The sequence below is a fragment of the Mycobacterium sp. TH-M15 genome, from assembly GCF_057473705.1.
The window spans coordinates 1-12395 of record NZ_JBYCLB010000109.1 but is presented as its reverse complement, the minus strand read 5'-3'; the positions used below and the strand labels follow the sequence as shown (position 1 = coordinate 12395).

At 67.4% G+C, this 12395-nt stretch carries 15 protein-coding genes; 1 reads left to right on the top strand and 14 read right to left on the bottom strand.

From position 1 onward, the window contains the following. Positions 1-65: 65 nt before the first annotated feature. The 11 genes from AC2VNT_RS02820 to AC2VNT_RS02770 all read right to left on the bottom strand — a co-directional run bounded on the left by AC2VNT_RS02820 (position 66) and on the right by AC2VNT_RS02770 (position 8826). Complete coding sequence (locus tag AC2VNT_RS02820) at positions 66-764, bottom strand: hypothetical protein (RefSeq protein WP_486945412.1); 699 nt, start codon at positions 762-764, stop codon at positions 66-68. 23 nt (positions 765-787) lie between these two features. Next, entirely contained in the window at positions 788-1582 is a 795-nt protein-coding gene (locus AC2VNT_RS02815) for a hypothetical protein (protein ID WP_486945411.1), read from the bottom strand. Between the two features lies 1 nt (position 1583). Continuing rightward, the gene (locus AC2VNT_RS02810; protein ID WP_486945410.1) at positions 1584-1814 is read right to left on the bottom strand and encodes a hypothetical protein; all 231 of its coding nucleotides are present in this window, start codon (positions 1812-1814) and stop codon (positions 1584-1586) included. 243 nt (positions 1815-2057) lie between these two features. Beyond that, complete coding sequence (locus AC2VNT_RS02805) at positions 2058-2552, bottom strand: hypothetical protein (protein ID WP_486945409.1); 495 nt, start codon at positions 2550-2552, stop codon at positions 2058-2060. Beyond that, on the bottom strand, positions 2549-2755 hold the full coding sequence (locus tag AC2VNT_RS02800) for a hypothetical protein (RefSeq protein WP_486945408.1): 207 nt from the start codon (positions 2753-2755) through the stop codon (positions 2549-2551). Before AC2VNT_RS02800 ends, AC2VNT_RS02805 begins: the two co-directional genes overlap by 4 nt. A 30-nt stretch (positions 2756-2785) precedes the next feature. Further along, the gene (locus tag AC2VNT_RS02795; protein ID WP_486945407.1) at positions 2786-3394 is read right to left on the bottom strand and encodes a recombinase family protein; all 609 of its coding nucleotides are present in this window, start codon (positions 3392-3394) and stop codon (positions 2786-2788) included. Positions 3395-3605: 211 nt separating this feature from the next. Next, a complete protein-coding gene (locus AC2VNT_RS02790; RefSeq protein WP_486945406.1) occupies positions 3606-3890 on the bottom strand; it encodes a flagellar hook-length control protein in 285 nt (94 codons plus the stop codon). Beyond that, positions 3890-4384, bottom strand: coding sequence for a hypothetical protein (locus tag AC2VNT_RS02785; RefSeq protein WP_486945405.1), 495 nt, complete (start codon positions 4382-4384; stop codon positions 3890-3892). The genes AC2VNT_RS02790 and AC2VNT_RS02785 overlap by 1 nt, the downstream gene beginning before the upstream one ends. A gap of 619 nt (positions 4385-5003) precedes the next feature. Next, positions 5004-6923 (bottom strand): phage/plasmid primase, P4 family, encoded by a 1920-nt coding sequence (locus tag AC2VNT_RS02780; protein ID WP_486945404.1) that lies wholly within the window; start codon positions 6921-6923, stop codon positions 5004-5006. Positions 6924-7225: 302 nt separating this feature from the next. Next, positions 7226-7468: a MerR family transcriptional regulator gene (locus tag AC2VNT_RS02775; protein ID WP_486945403.1), complete on the bottom strand. Its 243-nt coding sequence runs from the start codon at positions 7466-7468 to the stop codon at positions 7226-7228. Between the two features lie 200 nt (positions 7469-7668). Continuing rightward, on the bottom strand, positions 7669-8826 hold the full coding sequence (locus tag AC2VNT_RS02770) for a tyrosine-type recombinase/integrase (protein ID WP_486945402.1): 1158 nt from the start codon (positions 8824-8826) through the stop codon (positions 7669-7671). A gap of 687 nt (positions 8827-9513) precedes the next feature. Between AC2VNT_RS02770 and AC2VNT_RS02765 the strand changes: the two genes are divergently transcribed. Continuing rightward, positions 9514-10593 (top strand): DUF1214 domain-containing protein, encoded by a 1080-nt coding sequence (locus AC2VNT_RS02765; RefSeq protein WP_486945401.1) that lies wholly within the window; start codon positions 9514-9516, stop codon positions 10591-10593. Here AC2VNT_RS02765 and AC2VNT_RS02760 read toward each other — a convergent pair. The 3 genes from AC2VNT_RS02760 to AC2VNT_RS02750 all read right to left on the bottom strand — a co-directional run. Further along, entirely contained in the window at positions 10590-11024 is a 435-nt protein-coding gene (locus AC2VNT_RS02760; protein ID WP_486945400.1) for a hypothetical protein, read from the bottom strand. The genes AC2VNT_RS02765 and AC2VNT_RS02760 overlap by 4 nt on opposite strands. A 16-nt stretch (positions 11025-11040) precedes the next feature. Then, on the bottom strand, positions 11041-11478 hold the full coding sequence (locus tag AC2VNT_RS02755) for a type II toxin-antitoxin system Rv0910 family toxin (protein WP_486945399.1): 438 nt from the start codon (positions 11476-11478) through the stop codon (positions 11041-11043). Between the two features lie 43 nt (positions 11479-11521). Continuing rightward, positions 11522-12395: HAD-IC family P-type ATPase (locus AC2VNT_RS02750; RefSeq protein ID WP_486945398.1), on the bottom strand; the 874-nt coding region annotated here is incomplete at its 5' end.

The following is a 12395-nucleotide window of genomic DNA, read 5'->3' as shown; positions in this document are numbered from 1 at the left end:
CCGATGCTTCGTCATAGTCACAGCAAGGTCACGCCGACACGCTCAAGTAACTTCAATCACATCCGTCACAGCTGCCCCGTAACTGCGAAACTCAAGGGCTCAACCGTTTCGCGCACCGCGACCTCACCACGCCAGCCGAAGGTGGGCGAGGTGCCGACCAGCTTCGAGCCGAGACCGGCCACGTAGCCGCCGCCGAACACCCACGCATGGCCGAGCGGGGAACGCAGCCCGGTCGGAGTACGCACCGCCAGCAGAGCCGACGCCAGCGGAGCCGCGAGGACCGGGCTGGCATGGATCAGCCCCACCGTGTTCGTCGCCGCGAACGCAGCCTCGATCTTCGCCACCGCCGCCACGATGTCCGTCGCCGCACCCGGAGAGCCAGCGTCGATGAGCGCCCGAGCCGCGAACTCGTGCTCCACCGCGTTCTGCTCCATCAGCCGGAGGTTCTGCTGAGCACGCACCCGAACCTCGGCCTGACTCGGAGCCGTCACGTCGCACTCGTCGTACGCCCACACGGTGATCGGATCGAACGGGTCCGGGATTCCGGGCCGGGTGCCCGTCTTGATGTCCGACGCCGTGAGGTCGTCCGGCCCGGCGTTCCAGGCCGCAGCCCAGACCCCGAACGCCGACTCACCGCCATAATTGTGCGGGCGGAACTGCACCCCGGAGGCAAGCCAACGCAGCGGGTCCGACTCGTCGGTCCAGTTGGTCGCCGCGTAGAGACCGGACGGAGCCGGATTCACCAGCGGCACCTCGAAAGGCACCGGCAGCAGCGTAGATGTCACGATCAGACCTCAATTCCCATGTCCTGCAATTCTTTCCGTATCTCAGCCGCCGACCGACGATCCGGGGCACCGTTCGCCCGCTCCTCGGCTGCCCGACGCCGCTGGTGCTCGATGGCCCGGTCGAGCAGGTCGAGCGACTTCCGCAAATCCCAGGCCGGGCGGTCCAGATGCTCACGAAGCAGCGCGTCCAGGGTCTCCGACCGACTGGGCAACCCGTTCAGCGCGGGCGCAGCGGGCCAGAGACCAGCCGCGAGCCACGCCGACACCTGCTGATCCAGCTCGGGAGAGACCAGCGCCGTGAGGTCCGATGCCCAGTGCCCGGTGACGATCTTGCCCTCGGTGACCTCGGGGAGCGTCGGCCTCGGCAACAGATCGGTGATGAGCGAGACCGCCCGGCGGCGCTCCACCTGGTCACCCGCGAGGTGCCGGGTCCGCTCCTCGGCGTCGGCCTTGCCCACCACCGAAATCAGCTCGTGCAGACCCGTATGCACCGTCTCCACGAACGAGACCACACGGCGCACACAGCGGTCAGGCTCGGGGCCGGACGCCATGCGCTCGATGAACTCCGAGGCGATAGCCTCGACCTCGGCGCTGAGCAGGAACTCCGGGCCGCGATACCACCGCGTCAGGTTGACCTGACGCCGGTGACGAAGCTCGGCCTGATCTGGCCTGCCGAAGATACCCGCCAGCGCCTCGTCCAGCGCCGAGCCGGTCAGCATCCCGTTGGCGTCCCGCTTCACCTTGGGCCGCGCGGGAGCGGTGGCAGCACGCGGCCCGAAGTACCCGCGCAGCGCCATCTCAGGACACCGCCTGCGAGAGCTGAGACCGAAGCCGATCCGCACCAGCCCGCGAGAGCTGCCCGTATTCCTTGCTCACGGCCCGCGACAAGCGGTGGTAGGCCAGCGCCTCCCGGCACTCGATGACCCGCACGTCGGTCTCTGCCACGCCCCGCGACTTGAACGCTGCCAGCCGCGCAGCCCAGGACGCCGCCGACCGCGAAGCCGGGTCCGTGCTGACGATTGAACTCATGCGGGTCACGTTAGCTGCCGACCGTGCAATGCAGCTAGGGGAAGCCAGCACACGGCGTGTCTAGTTCCCCACCTAACCCGGTGGGACAGAACATATTTCAGGTAACCCGTAAGGGTGGACTAGACACAGCTCCGCGAGGCCGTGAGCTGCCGAGACAGGTTGCTGGGATGGCTCACTGACCGAGAGCAGGAACGGGCCACAGGGGGACGCACAGGGGCCGGAACGATGACAAAGGGCCGGGTGCTATTGGTCGATCTCGTAGGCCAGCGCGTCCCACGCTCGTCGCATCTCAGCCACGACATCAGACCCGCGACTCCGAACCTCGTGTAGGGACGGCTGACGCCCATTGACGTGGGGTATGAAGCGAAACCCCATGACTTCTGCGGCTGACATCTCGTATGCCTCGGCAAGGTCGAACGCCTGGTCGAACACCAGGAAAACCGCCGAGTCGAAACCGTCGCTCCGAAAGGCACTGAACCTCGATGCGGCCCCGCCGGAACGGACCCCCATCCCTTTGACCTGAATCCGGCGACCCTCCGACGATGTGATGTCGTGCGACTTGGTGGAGTTCGGTTCCAATACACCGCCGCGTGCCCGTAGCACGATCTGCTCTGCGATGTCGCCAAGCGGATTGTTGTTCGTCCTGGTCAGCTCGCGCCGCCTAAGCTCGGCACTAATCGCCGCTTCCAGTCGAAGCAGTTCCCGTACCTGTAGCTGGGGCAGATCGAAGCTGGTCACGAGTCCTCCGCGCCCTGGTCCAGCGCCGAGAGCAGCGGTGCCAGGTCCGCCAGCGCCGACTCGATCCGTTCCTGCGCCCTGCCTGCCCGCAAGGCCAGCGAACCGGTCAGGCCGGGGATAGCCAGCCCGGTGAACATCTCGGCGTCGCCCAGGGCGAGCACAGCGTCCCTCAAGGTCGCGGCGGTGGTGGTGGTGGTGTTCATTCGGTGTTCCCTTCCGTGGTGGTGATGGGATCAGTCGGCGGCCTCGTTGAGCAGCCGGTACGCGGTGGAGCGGGAGACGCCCATCGTCTTGGCGATCTCCGGGACCGGGGTGCCGCTGTCCCGCAGCGTCTCGGCCTGCCGCACCTGCTCGGTGGTGAGCTTGCGGGGACGGCCCATCGGGAGGTCGCGCGCCTTGCGCGCCGCCCGAGCCGCTGCCCGCCGTTCCCTGCCGAGTTCGAGTTCCAGCTCGGCCAGCGAGGCGAGCACGCCCGCGATCATCCGGCCCGTCGCGTTGCTGGTGTCGATGCCCTCACGCAGCGACCGCAGGGTGATGCCCTTCTGCCCGAGGTCGCGGATCGTCAGCATCACCTCGGCGGCGTTCCTGCCCAGCCTGTCGATGCCGACGACCACGATGATGTCGTGGGGACGGGCGTAGTCCAGCAGCTTCGCCAGGCCGGGCCGCTGCTCCCGCTTGGACGTGCCAGTCAGCTTGTCCGAGTAGATGCGGTCGGGGCTGACTCCCGCCGCCGTGAGCGCGTCCGTCTGCTGATCGAGGGACTGGTGAGCGGTGCTGACTCTGGCGTACCCGAGCAAGGTGCCGGTGGCCGGGGCCGGGGTGTCGGTGGTGGTTGTGCTCATGCCTAGAGCCTATCTCGGAAGTCGGCATCGAATCACTTTCGAGACAGATCGTTGTGAGACGTGTTTTAGGACTGGTCATCAGGGATAACGCATCGGCAAGCTACGATGGCACGATGGAGCGCCGGGGTGTCCTATAACTAAAGAATTAGGACGGCCACCGGAGCGAGACGCGGCACCGCCCGCGACGGGCCGCAGTGAGTTTGCCGAGCGATCAGACCTCGGCGGATAGGGCACCGCCCCCGGAGCGGGAACGGGCCACCGAGAGCCATTCCGAGAGTTCGTCCGCTGGCACCAAGCCCGCCGCCAAGGCGCGGCGCGCTACCGTGAGCTGTAGCCCTTCCAGCTCCGACCCCGGCTCGGCATCGGTGTCGCACAGCGCCGACAGCTCCCGCAGCGCCTCGGCTTCCAGCTCGGATGGCCGCAGCCTGCTCTCGGCCACGTCTCGGGCCACCGAGGTCGCAGCCCGGATCACGTCGTCAGCGGTGGTGGTGGTCATCAGGCCAGCTCCTCGGTCTCGGCTTCGATGATGGGCACAGCGGGAGGTAGGGCCGTCTGCTGCGCTGCTCGCTCTAACAGAGCGGTCTCCAAGCGGTCGAGCAGCACGGTGGGCGACTCGGTGACTTGTACGTCCACTTGCTGCCTGACCGGCACAGCAAGCCCGAGCAGCATCACCTGACGGGATACCACGTCGGCTGCTGCCTTACCCGCAGCCACCGTCGCGGCGAAGTCGCCCTCGGCGGCAGCCTGAGTCATCACCATCATCATCCGCGACTTGACCAGGTGATAGCTGCCGTAGGCGTCCATCCGCTGTGATTCGACACCGGCACCGCCTTCCCGCCGCCAGTGCCTCTCGACGGCGAGCTGTGCCGCCCGGCGGTTGGGGTAGCCCTCCTCGTCGGCGATCCGCTGGAACGTCGCCCCAGCCGCTCGCATCAGCGCGGCACGGGCAGCTCGCGAGTACGAGTCGCGTCGGTTCTCTCGGGGGGCCATGTAGTCATTATGCAGACATTGGATGCAAACCAGAACACCGTGTTCGGAGGGGACCGCGGTTGCACCACTTAGACATTCAGTTCCGCCCGACCGGCAACGGGGTCGATGAGGCCACTTCAGCTATCGGACCCGAGGGTCGTGGCGCGGGCTACGAGGTATGCGGCTGTGTGTAGCCGAGGGCATCAGGTTCAGCCTCGGCACACAGCCGCGCAGCTTCGCGGCGGCTGTGTGTGTAACACGCTGTAACACAGTCGAACATCGCCTTCGAGTCGCTGACCTGAGGTAACACACGTAACCGTGTTACCACGCCCCAACTCCCTCTCCGATAGGAAATATCCCCTCCCTTCCCCACCTCACAACAGTTTCAGAAAAAAAGTGGTTACGTGTGTTACCGAAGCGGGAAGGGGTGGACGAAACGCTGCCTCACCTGGGCGTACGCCGCCCGCCCGACCATCTTGGGAACCGTGTTACCGAGCGGTTACCGGGCTGCGGTAACCGGTTACCGTGCCCGTCCGGCCCGCCGCACGCAGGCTCTCAGCCTCGCCGTCGGTCGAAAAGCTGGCCGCGCCAGGGCTGTTACACCCCGGCGCGGCCAGTTTTCGTGTCGAATCTTGTTACGTCACCGCCGCCCGAACGGGACGGTGTTCCTGCGCTCGGGCACGGTGCGCTGCCCGGCCCCGGTAGCGGTGTCTGCGAAGTCGTCCGTGCTGGCGGTCTTGGGGAACTCGTGGCCGAAGCGGTCGCGGTCCATGTAGGTGGTCGCGGCCCGCGTGATCCCGTAGACCACCCGGCCTTCCAGGCGTCTCTGGCCCGGCCTGATGTTCATGTCCGGCAGTGCTTTCAGCGCCCGCTTGAATGACGCCTTGCCCTTCGACTTCCCGGTGTTGTTCTCCTCGGCCCACTTACGCCACACGTAGAACAGCGCGTCCTCAGGCACGAAGTCGTCGTCGCCCAGCTCGCAGCACTCCCGGACGAACACCAGGGTCGGGCTGGCGGTCTCGGCCAGCTCATCGGCCAGCTCCGCCGCCCGCAAGCTCTGGGAGAACCTGCCGCCGCTGGCGTTCAGGCGGGCCAGCCCCTCCACCGCCCACCGCAGCACGAACCCCAGCTCCTCGGACAGGATTCGATCTTTCAGGCCGGGGTCTTCAGCGGCGGTGCCACGAAATCCCACCGTGGTTTCCAGCAACAGCGCCCGCTTCTGCAACGCGGCGCTGTCATCCGCCCACCGGGGAAGCTCGTTCGCCGAGCCGTGGAACCGCACCCCCAGCCTGGCCGAGACCTCCGACTTGTACTTGCGTTCGACGGTCACCGCATCCTGCCCGGTGATCTTCAGCAGGTTCTCCACAGCGGTGCTGCTGTCGCGGGTGCTGAACCGGATATCGCCCAGCACGGCGAGCTGCGCGCCGGTCGTGTACATCCCCGCCAGCCCGAACCGGCTGTTCAGCGCGTCCAGCTTGGTCGCCACGACCACGCCCATGAGGGCGCTGAGGACTTCGGCGATGATCGACTTGCCGCTGCCGCTGGGACCGACGATCAGCATCCACTTCTGAAGGTCGAGCCGACCGCTGATGACGTAGCCGAACCATTCCTGCAAGCAGTCGATGGCACCAGGGTCGCCGTCCCACTGGGATTCCAGCACCTTCAGCCACGTCACCGCGTCCTGCGGGTCAGCCGAGTGGTCGTAGTCGGCTGCGATCCGCGACAGCGAGAACCACAGCGGGGTCTCCGGCCGCAGCGTTCCGGTGGTCACATCGACTACCCCGTTGCGGCACGCCACCCAGGTTCCCGACGCGGGGTAGGCGCGGTGCGTACGGTCCCAGATGTCGGCGATCTCGCGGGCATGGGTGCCGGAGTCGATGTTCACCAGGTCGGCCAGCGCGTCCTCGACCATGCCCAGCGTGCGGGTGTCGGGATTCCACGCCTTGAGCGAGTACACGTCCTGCCCATTGGCGCGGTGCGTCTTGACATACCAGAACCTGGCCAGCTCCTCGCGCAGCTTCGCCCGCATCCACTCGGGATCGTCATGGACCACCCACCGGGGGGCCTCCCCCTTGGCGGGCCGCTCGTAGGCGTACCAGGTCTGACCGGTGCGGACGATTACCGGCATCCAGGCCCGCCGCCGCGTGCCCGGCACCTTGAGCCGGACGGTGTAGGTGTGGCGCAGCAGGAACCGGGCCACGAACGTGGGGGCCTGCGGCGCGGCGATCACCACACCCGCCTGCACCTTCGCCTGCTCGTCGGGTTCCAGGGCGTTGTAGACCGATTCCGGCACCCCGCAGATACGTCTCTCGGAGCCGTTCGCGGCGGCGTACACGTCGGGGTCGGCGGTCATCCTCATGCGGTCCAGCTCGACCTCGGGATCGGTCCCGTCGCCGCCCGATTCGAGGTCGGCCTTCGCCCACATCCGGCACTGTGCACGGGTGGGCAGTGTGACCCCGAGATCGGCGGTGATGGCCTCGGCGATGGTTCCGGTCAGCGGGATCGCCAGCAGCTCCTCCACGAACGGGTCGCTGGTCGGCTTGCCGTCGTAGTCGAGCATCCCGCGCCCATGGCCGAGGTTGATCGTGTGCCAGCCGGTGATGATATCGGCTACGTCCTCGCCGAACAGGGCACGCAGCCTCGTTGAGCGGGGTTTACCGGCGAGGTCGAGCAGGTGCGCGCCCGTGACGTGGGCTGCCGGTTCTGACTGGTCTTCACCGCCGACGGCGGTATTCTCGGTAACAGACATTGGCGTGTCTCTCTGTGTCGGTGGTGCGGTCCCCCAGTTGGGTAGGGGCCGCACTGCTGCGTATGGGGCCGGGTAGCCCTCGGTGGTCGTGGAATCGACTGTGAGGACAGGGATTACGCAGTTGCCGACGCAGGCCGAGCGTGGCCGTACACCTCGGACGGGATGAACGGCTTCATCAGCGCGTCAACGTCGGCCACCTTGACGCGGATAGCCGCGCCGGGCTTGTCGCTGATCCGGTAGGCGGGAAGATCACCGCTGGCGACCTTCTGCCGGAAGATGAACTGCGAGAAGCCGGTACGGACAGCGGCGTCTTTCAGTGAAATGAACTCGGGTGTGATCGCGGTCTTGCCAGCCACGGGTGTGCGCTCCCTCAAGCGGGTGGTGATCCCCCAAGGCTTTGAGCTTGCGGTTGCGGGGAGGCGTGAAGGCGGGAGCTTGGGCTTGCGCGGGTCGGGGGCTATGACCTGACCACTACCCTAACCCGCCGCCGGTGCAACTCCGTCACATTCCGTTTGGCTGAGTGAGAATTGTTGCAGCACCGCTGGTTTGAGTATCGCTACGGCGTGTCGCCGGTACCGCTTACGCCCATCAGGTCCGAGAGCCGGTCGGCCAGCGCCTCGGCCCGCCCAGCGGCGACGTGCTGGTACCGCATCGCCATGTTCGGCGACGTGTGTCCCAACCGTCCCATAACCTCCCGAGTGGTGGCCCCCGTATGCGCGGCCATCACCCCCGCCGCGTGCCGCAGATCGTGGTAGTGCAGGTCAGGGTGGCCGGTGGCGTCCTTCGCGTCGTTCCACGGCTTGCGGAACTGCCACTCCCCGTGGAAGCTCCCGGTCGCCGGGTCGCTGAACAGCAAGGCGTCCGGTGCCACGCCGACGAACCGTTCCAGGTGATCGAGAAGGGCGAGCCGGACGTGCGGCGGCACCGTGACCACTCGCCGCGACTCGCGGGTCTTGCACGGCCCGACCTCGTACTTGCCCTGCCGGTAGGTCACCGCCCGATCCACCCGCACCGTGGACCCGTCAGCGGCGACATCAGCACGAGTGAGCGCGAACACCTCGCCCCGGCGCAGGCCGCACCAGCCGGGCAGCAACACCGCCAGACGCAGCTCCTCGGGCATCGCCTCGGCCAGCTCGGTGAGCTGCACGGCGTCGAGCAGCACCACTGACCGCTTCGCGTGCTTCACCTGGGCAGCACCCTTGACCCGGCACGGGTTCTTGTCGATCAGGTCGTCGGACACAGCGGTGTTGAAGATGCCGTTGAGCACCGCGTAGGCGTGAGCGTTACGGGTCTCATGCTCGGTGCCCAGACCCGCGAACCAATCCCGCACCACGGCGGGTGTGACCTCGGCCAGCACGAGGTCACCCAACTCCGGCACGATCAGCCGGTCAAGCAATCCCTCGTACCCATCACGAGTGCGGCGGGCCAGCTTGGTCTTGCCCGCCAGCCACTTCTTCGCGTAGTCACCCAGCGTCAGCTTCTTGGCTGCTCGCTTCGCCACCCGCTCCCCCGGCGGGGTCCAGGTGCCGAGGTCGATGAGCTTCCGCTCGGCCACCAGCCATGCCGTAGCGGTGTCCTTGGACGGGAAGGTCGCCGGTGCCCGCCACAACTGTCCCTCGTGGGTGTAGTTCGCCGCCCACCGGCCCGATGACCGCTGCCGGGCCTGACCGAAGTCGCGCCGAGTCCGCTGCGTGGGCTTCGTCTGACGTGGCATGAGCTGGTGCCTCCCTCGGAGCAATTCTGGACCGAATACGGACCGAATAGAGTCTATATCCAGCTACACAGAACTACGCAGAACACATACCTCTACCTGGGAATATGTTTCCCTCTGCCCTGCTCAGAGGGTATATCTCACCAGGTTCGAATCCTGCCGGGGGCACTCTGCCAGGGGCACCCTGTCGGTTGTATTACGTCGGGTGATGCTTGACGTTTCGGCGGACGCTCCCGGCATGACGAGCGCGGCGCGTCGAAACCCACACATGCCACGGATTGCGGTGTCAGACTGTTCACCCGGGAGGGCCCGCCGGGTGGGCGGGAGGCGATCCCCACATGCCCGACGGGCCGGCGAACTGGTGCCCCGGCTGGCGGAGTCCCACCACCTGCAACGGCGAGCCGTATCCCGACGGCACGCTCTACCAGCAGGTGTATCACGGCGGGACCGGCTTCGGTCCGATGGTAGAGGACCCCTTTGTGCGGGTACTGGATGCCGGGAAGCCCCCATACGGGCGAAGTCAGCGTCGTACTCGGGCCCACCTGGTCCGTCGGTTGCGGCAAGGGCCCCCTCGTCCTGAACGAATACGGAATGCCTGCGGTATAGCCACGCTGCGCAGGATCGACCAGGACAACGTCCGAACCGTCCAGTTCCGGGATATTCCGATCCGCGGCAGGTAAGTTCCGCTGCATGTCGAAGCGATGGCTGTGTGCGTCCGGGATGGCGGCGGCGGTGTGGGCCTCGTCGGGGTGCGGTGTGACGGCGACGAACACCGGCACCAATCCGCTGTTGGACGAGACGCCGCGCAGCACCCCGAACGGCTTGGTGCTGGTCTCGGCGGACAACTACGTGCGTGCCGAATCCGACGCCGAATTCGCCCAGGTGGTCAACGAGAACGGCTTCGGTCGCTTCTTCCACCTGCGGGACATCACCCCGGTCGACAACCAGCTGGTGGTCCGCCCGAACCGGGACACGCTGTACTCGGCGGCCGTGTTCGACCTGCAGTCGTCCCCGGCGACGATCACCCTGCCCGACTGCGGCGAGCGATTCATGTCCGCGCAGGTGATCAGCGAAGACGAGTACGTCACCGACGTGTTCTACGGCCAGGGCGTGCACACCCTGAACCAGAAGAGCGTCGGCACCCGCTATGTGCTGGTCGCGGTGCGCACCCTGGTCAACCCGAACGATCCGGCCGACCTGGCCGCCGCGCGCAGTCTGCAGGACGCAATCGAGGTGCACCAGGAGAATGCGGGCACCTTCGACATCCCCCGGTGGGATCCGGCCACCATGACCAAGGTCCGCGCCGCGCTGCTCAGCCTGGCCGAGACCGTCCCGGACAGCCGGGGGATGTTCGGCGCCCCGGCCGACACCGACCCGGTCCGCCACCTGATCGGCGCGGCCGCCGCCTGGGGCGGTAACCCGGAGAAGGACGCGCTCTACCTCAACGTGACCCCGACGTCCAACGACGGCAAGACCCTCTACGCGTTGACCGTCAAAGACGTTCCGGTCAAGGACTTCTGGTCGGTCACCGTCTACAACAAGGAGGGCTATTTCAGCCCGAACCCGCAGCAGGCCTACTCGGTCAACAGCGTCACCGCGCAGAAGTCCGAGGACGGCTCGGTGACCGTTCGGTTCGGTGACTGCAAGACGGAGACGCCCAACTGCCTGCCGATCACCCCGGGGTGGAACTACCTGGTCCGGCTGTATCGCCCGGCCCCGCAGGTCCTCTCCGGGAAGTGGACCTTCCCCGAGGCCCAGCCGGTCGGCTAGCCGCGGATCGGCCGACCGGCGTCCCGGGCCAGCACCGAGTCGGCCAGCGCCCACACCGAACAGCCCAGCGCGCCGGCCGCACCAGCGGCACCGAGATACAGCCCGTAGCCGGCGGCGACCGGCGGTGCGACGTACTGGCGGTAGTACCAGGCGATCAGGCCCGCGATCAGCAACGCGACGACCAGCGCGACAACCGACGCCAGCCTGCGGAACAGGTCGCGGCCCGCCATCGCGCCGACCACCAGCAGGGCGGCCGACAACAGCACGATCAGCTGACCGGCGCCGAACCGGGGCGGCAGCGCCACGCTGCCGACCCTGCCACCGATCGCGTTGGCGTGGCCGCCACCGTCGGCCGAGCTGGTCAGCCAGGGCAGCCAGACCGCGATCGACAGCAGCGCCGCGAAGAGCGCGACCAGCCTGCCCGCACGCATCGGATACCGCGGCCAATCAGGCCGGGGCGAAGACGGCGACGAACTTACGCAGCGATTCGCGGATGTCGCCCTTCAACGCCCCGGCGACCAGCATGCCGATCGGTCCGAACAACGCCGGGCCGCCCAGGTGCACGTCGAAGCTGACCACCGAGCCGTCGTCTTTCGGGGTGACCCTGGCCAGCAGCTTCACCTTGACCCCGCCCACGCCGTGCCCGTCGAGGGTCATGGTGTTCGGCGGCTTGTAGTTCACGATCGTCCACTTGATCCGGTTGGGCATGCCCTTGACCTCGACGATGGACTCGATGACGGTGCCCTTCTCCAGGGTGTCGGGCAGCACGCTGCGCCACACCCGATGGATGGTCAGCCACTCCTTGTAGCGGGACAGATCCGACGCGTGCGCCCATGCCTCTTCGGGCGGCAGCGGCACGTCGATCGAGCCGGAGAGTTTCGCCATGGCTGCCGACGATACCGTGTGCCGGGAACACCGGTACCGGCCGCTATCGCCGCCACAGTCGCCGCTCGTCACCCAGGATCGCGCCCTGCGCCCACCACAGCGCCTCGATGGCCGCGGCGCCGAGCACTCCGACGCCAAGCGCCAGCAGCGTCATCGCCATGTTGGACGGGTCCAGCATGAACTTCTCCCGCGCCAGCGGGATGGCGAAGATCACCGGATAGGCCAGGCCGCTCGCCACCACCAGGGCAAGTCGCCACCACTGATAAGGCCGGGCCACCACGGCGAGCACCCAGATCGCGGTCACCAGCAGGGTGATCAGCGCCGCGGTCGACGCCTGGGTCTGCTGGTCCGGCGTCGCCTCGCTGCCGCGGTAGGCCGCCAGGTAGCTGGCGAAGGTGGCGACCCCCACGATCAGGCCGGACGGCAGCGCTCCGGTCATCACCCGCCGGACGAATCCGGGATGCGCCCGCTCGGTGTTCGGCGCCAGCGACAGGATGAACGACGGGATGCCGATGGTGAACCAAGCCGCGATGGTGACGTGGATCGGCTGGAACGGGAACAGCAGCGGCTTGGTGTGAAACAGCGCCGACACCACGCCGACGACGCTGACCAGCAGCGCCAGCAGCACCGAGTAGACCGTCTTGGTCAAGAACAGGTTCGAGACCCGCTCGATGTTGCCGATCACCCGCCGGCCCTCGCCCACCACATGCGGCAAAGTGGCGAACTTGTTGTCCAGCAACACGATCTGCGCGACGGCCCGCGCCGCGGAGCTGCCGGCGCCCATCGCGACCCCGATGTCGGCGTCCTTGAGGGCCAGCACGTCGTTGACGCCGTCGCCGGTCATCGCTACCGCGTGGTCGTGCGCCTGCAGGGCGTTGACCATGGCCCGCTTCTGGTCCGGGCGCACCCGGCCGAAG

Excerpts from the sequence above, each read along its gene's own strand:
- AC2VNT_RS02795 (WP_486945407.1), bottom strand. The coding sequence starts at position 3,394 with ATGAGCACAACCACCACCGACACCCCGGCCCCGGCCACCGGCACCTTG.
- AC2VNT_RS02770 (WP_486945402.1), bottom strand. The coding sequence starts at position 8,826 with ATGCCACGTCAGACGAAGCCCACGCAGCGGACTCGGCGCGACTTCGGT.
- AC2VNT_RS02815 (WP_486945411.1), bottom strand. The coding sequence starts at position 1,582 with ATGGCGCTGCGCGGGTACTTCGGGCCGCGTGCTGCCACCGCTCCCGCG.
- AC2VNT_RS02785 (WP_486945405.1), bottom strand. The coding sequence starts at position 4,384 with ATGGCCCCCCGAGAGAACCGACGCGACTCGTACTCGCGAGCTGCCCGT.
- AC2VNT_RS02800 (WP_486945408.1), bottom strand. The coding sequence starts at position 2,755 with ATGAACACCACCACCACCACCGCCGCGACCTTGAGGGACGCTGTGCTC.
- AC2VNT_RS02780 (WP_486945404.1), bottom strand. The coding sequence starts at position 6,923 with ATGCTCGACTACGACGGCAAGCCGACCAGCGACCCGTTCGTGGAGGAG.
- AC2VNT_RS02790 (WP_486945406.1), bottom strand. The coding sequence starts at position 3,890 with ATGACCACCACCACCGCTGACGACGTGATCCGGGCTGCGACCTCGGTG.
- AC2VNT_RS02810 (WP_486945410.1), bottom strand. The coding sequence starts at position 1,814 with ATGAGTTCAATCGTCAGCACGGACCCGGCTTCGCGGTCGGCGGCGTCC.
- AC2VNT_RS02760 (WP_486945400.1), bottom strand. The coding sequence starts at position 11,024 with ATGCGTGCGGGCAGGCTGGTCGCGCTCTTCGCGGCGCTGCTGTCGATC.
- AC2VNT_RS02765 (WP_486945401.1), top strand. The coding sequence starts at position 9,514 with ATGTCGAAGCGATGGCTGTGTGCGTCCGGGATGGCGGCGGCGGTGTGG.
- AC2VNT_RS02755 (WP_486945399.1), bottom strand. The coding sequence starts at position 11,478 with ATGGCGAAACTCTCCGGCTCGATCGACGTGCCGCTGCCGCCCGAAGAG.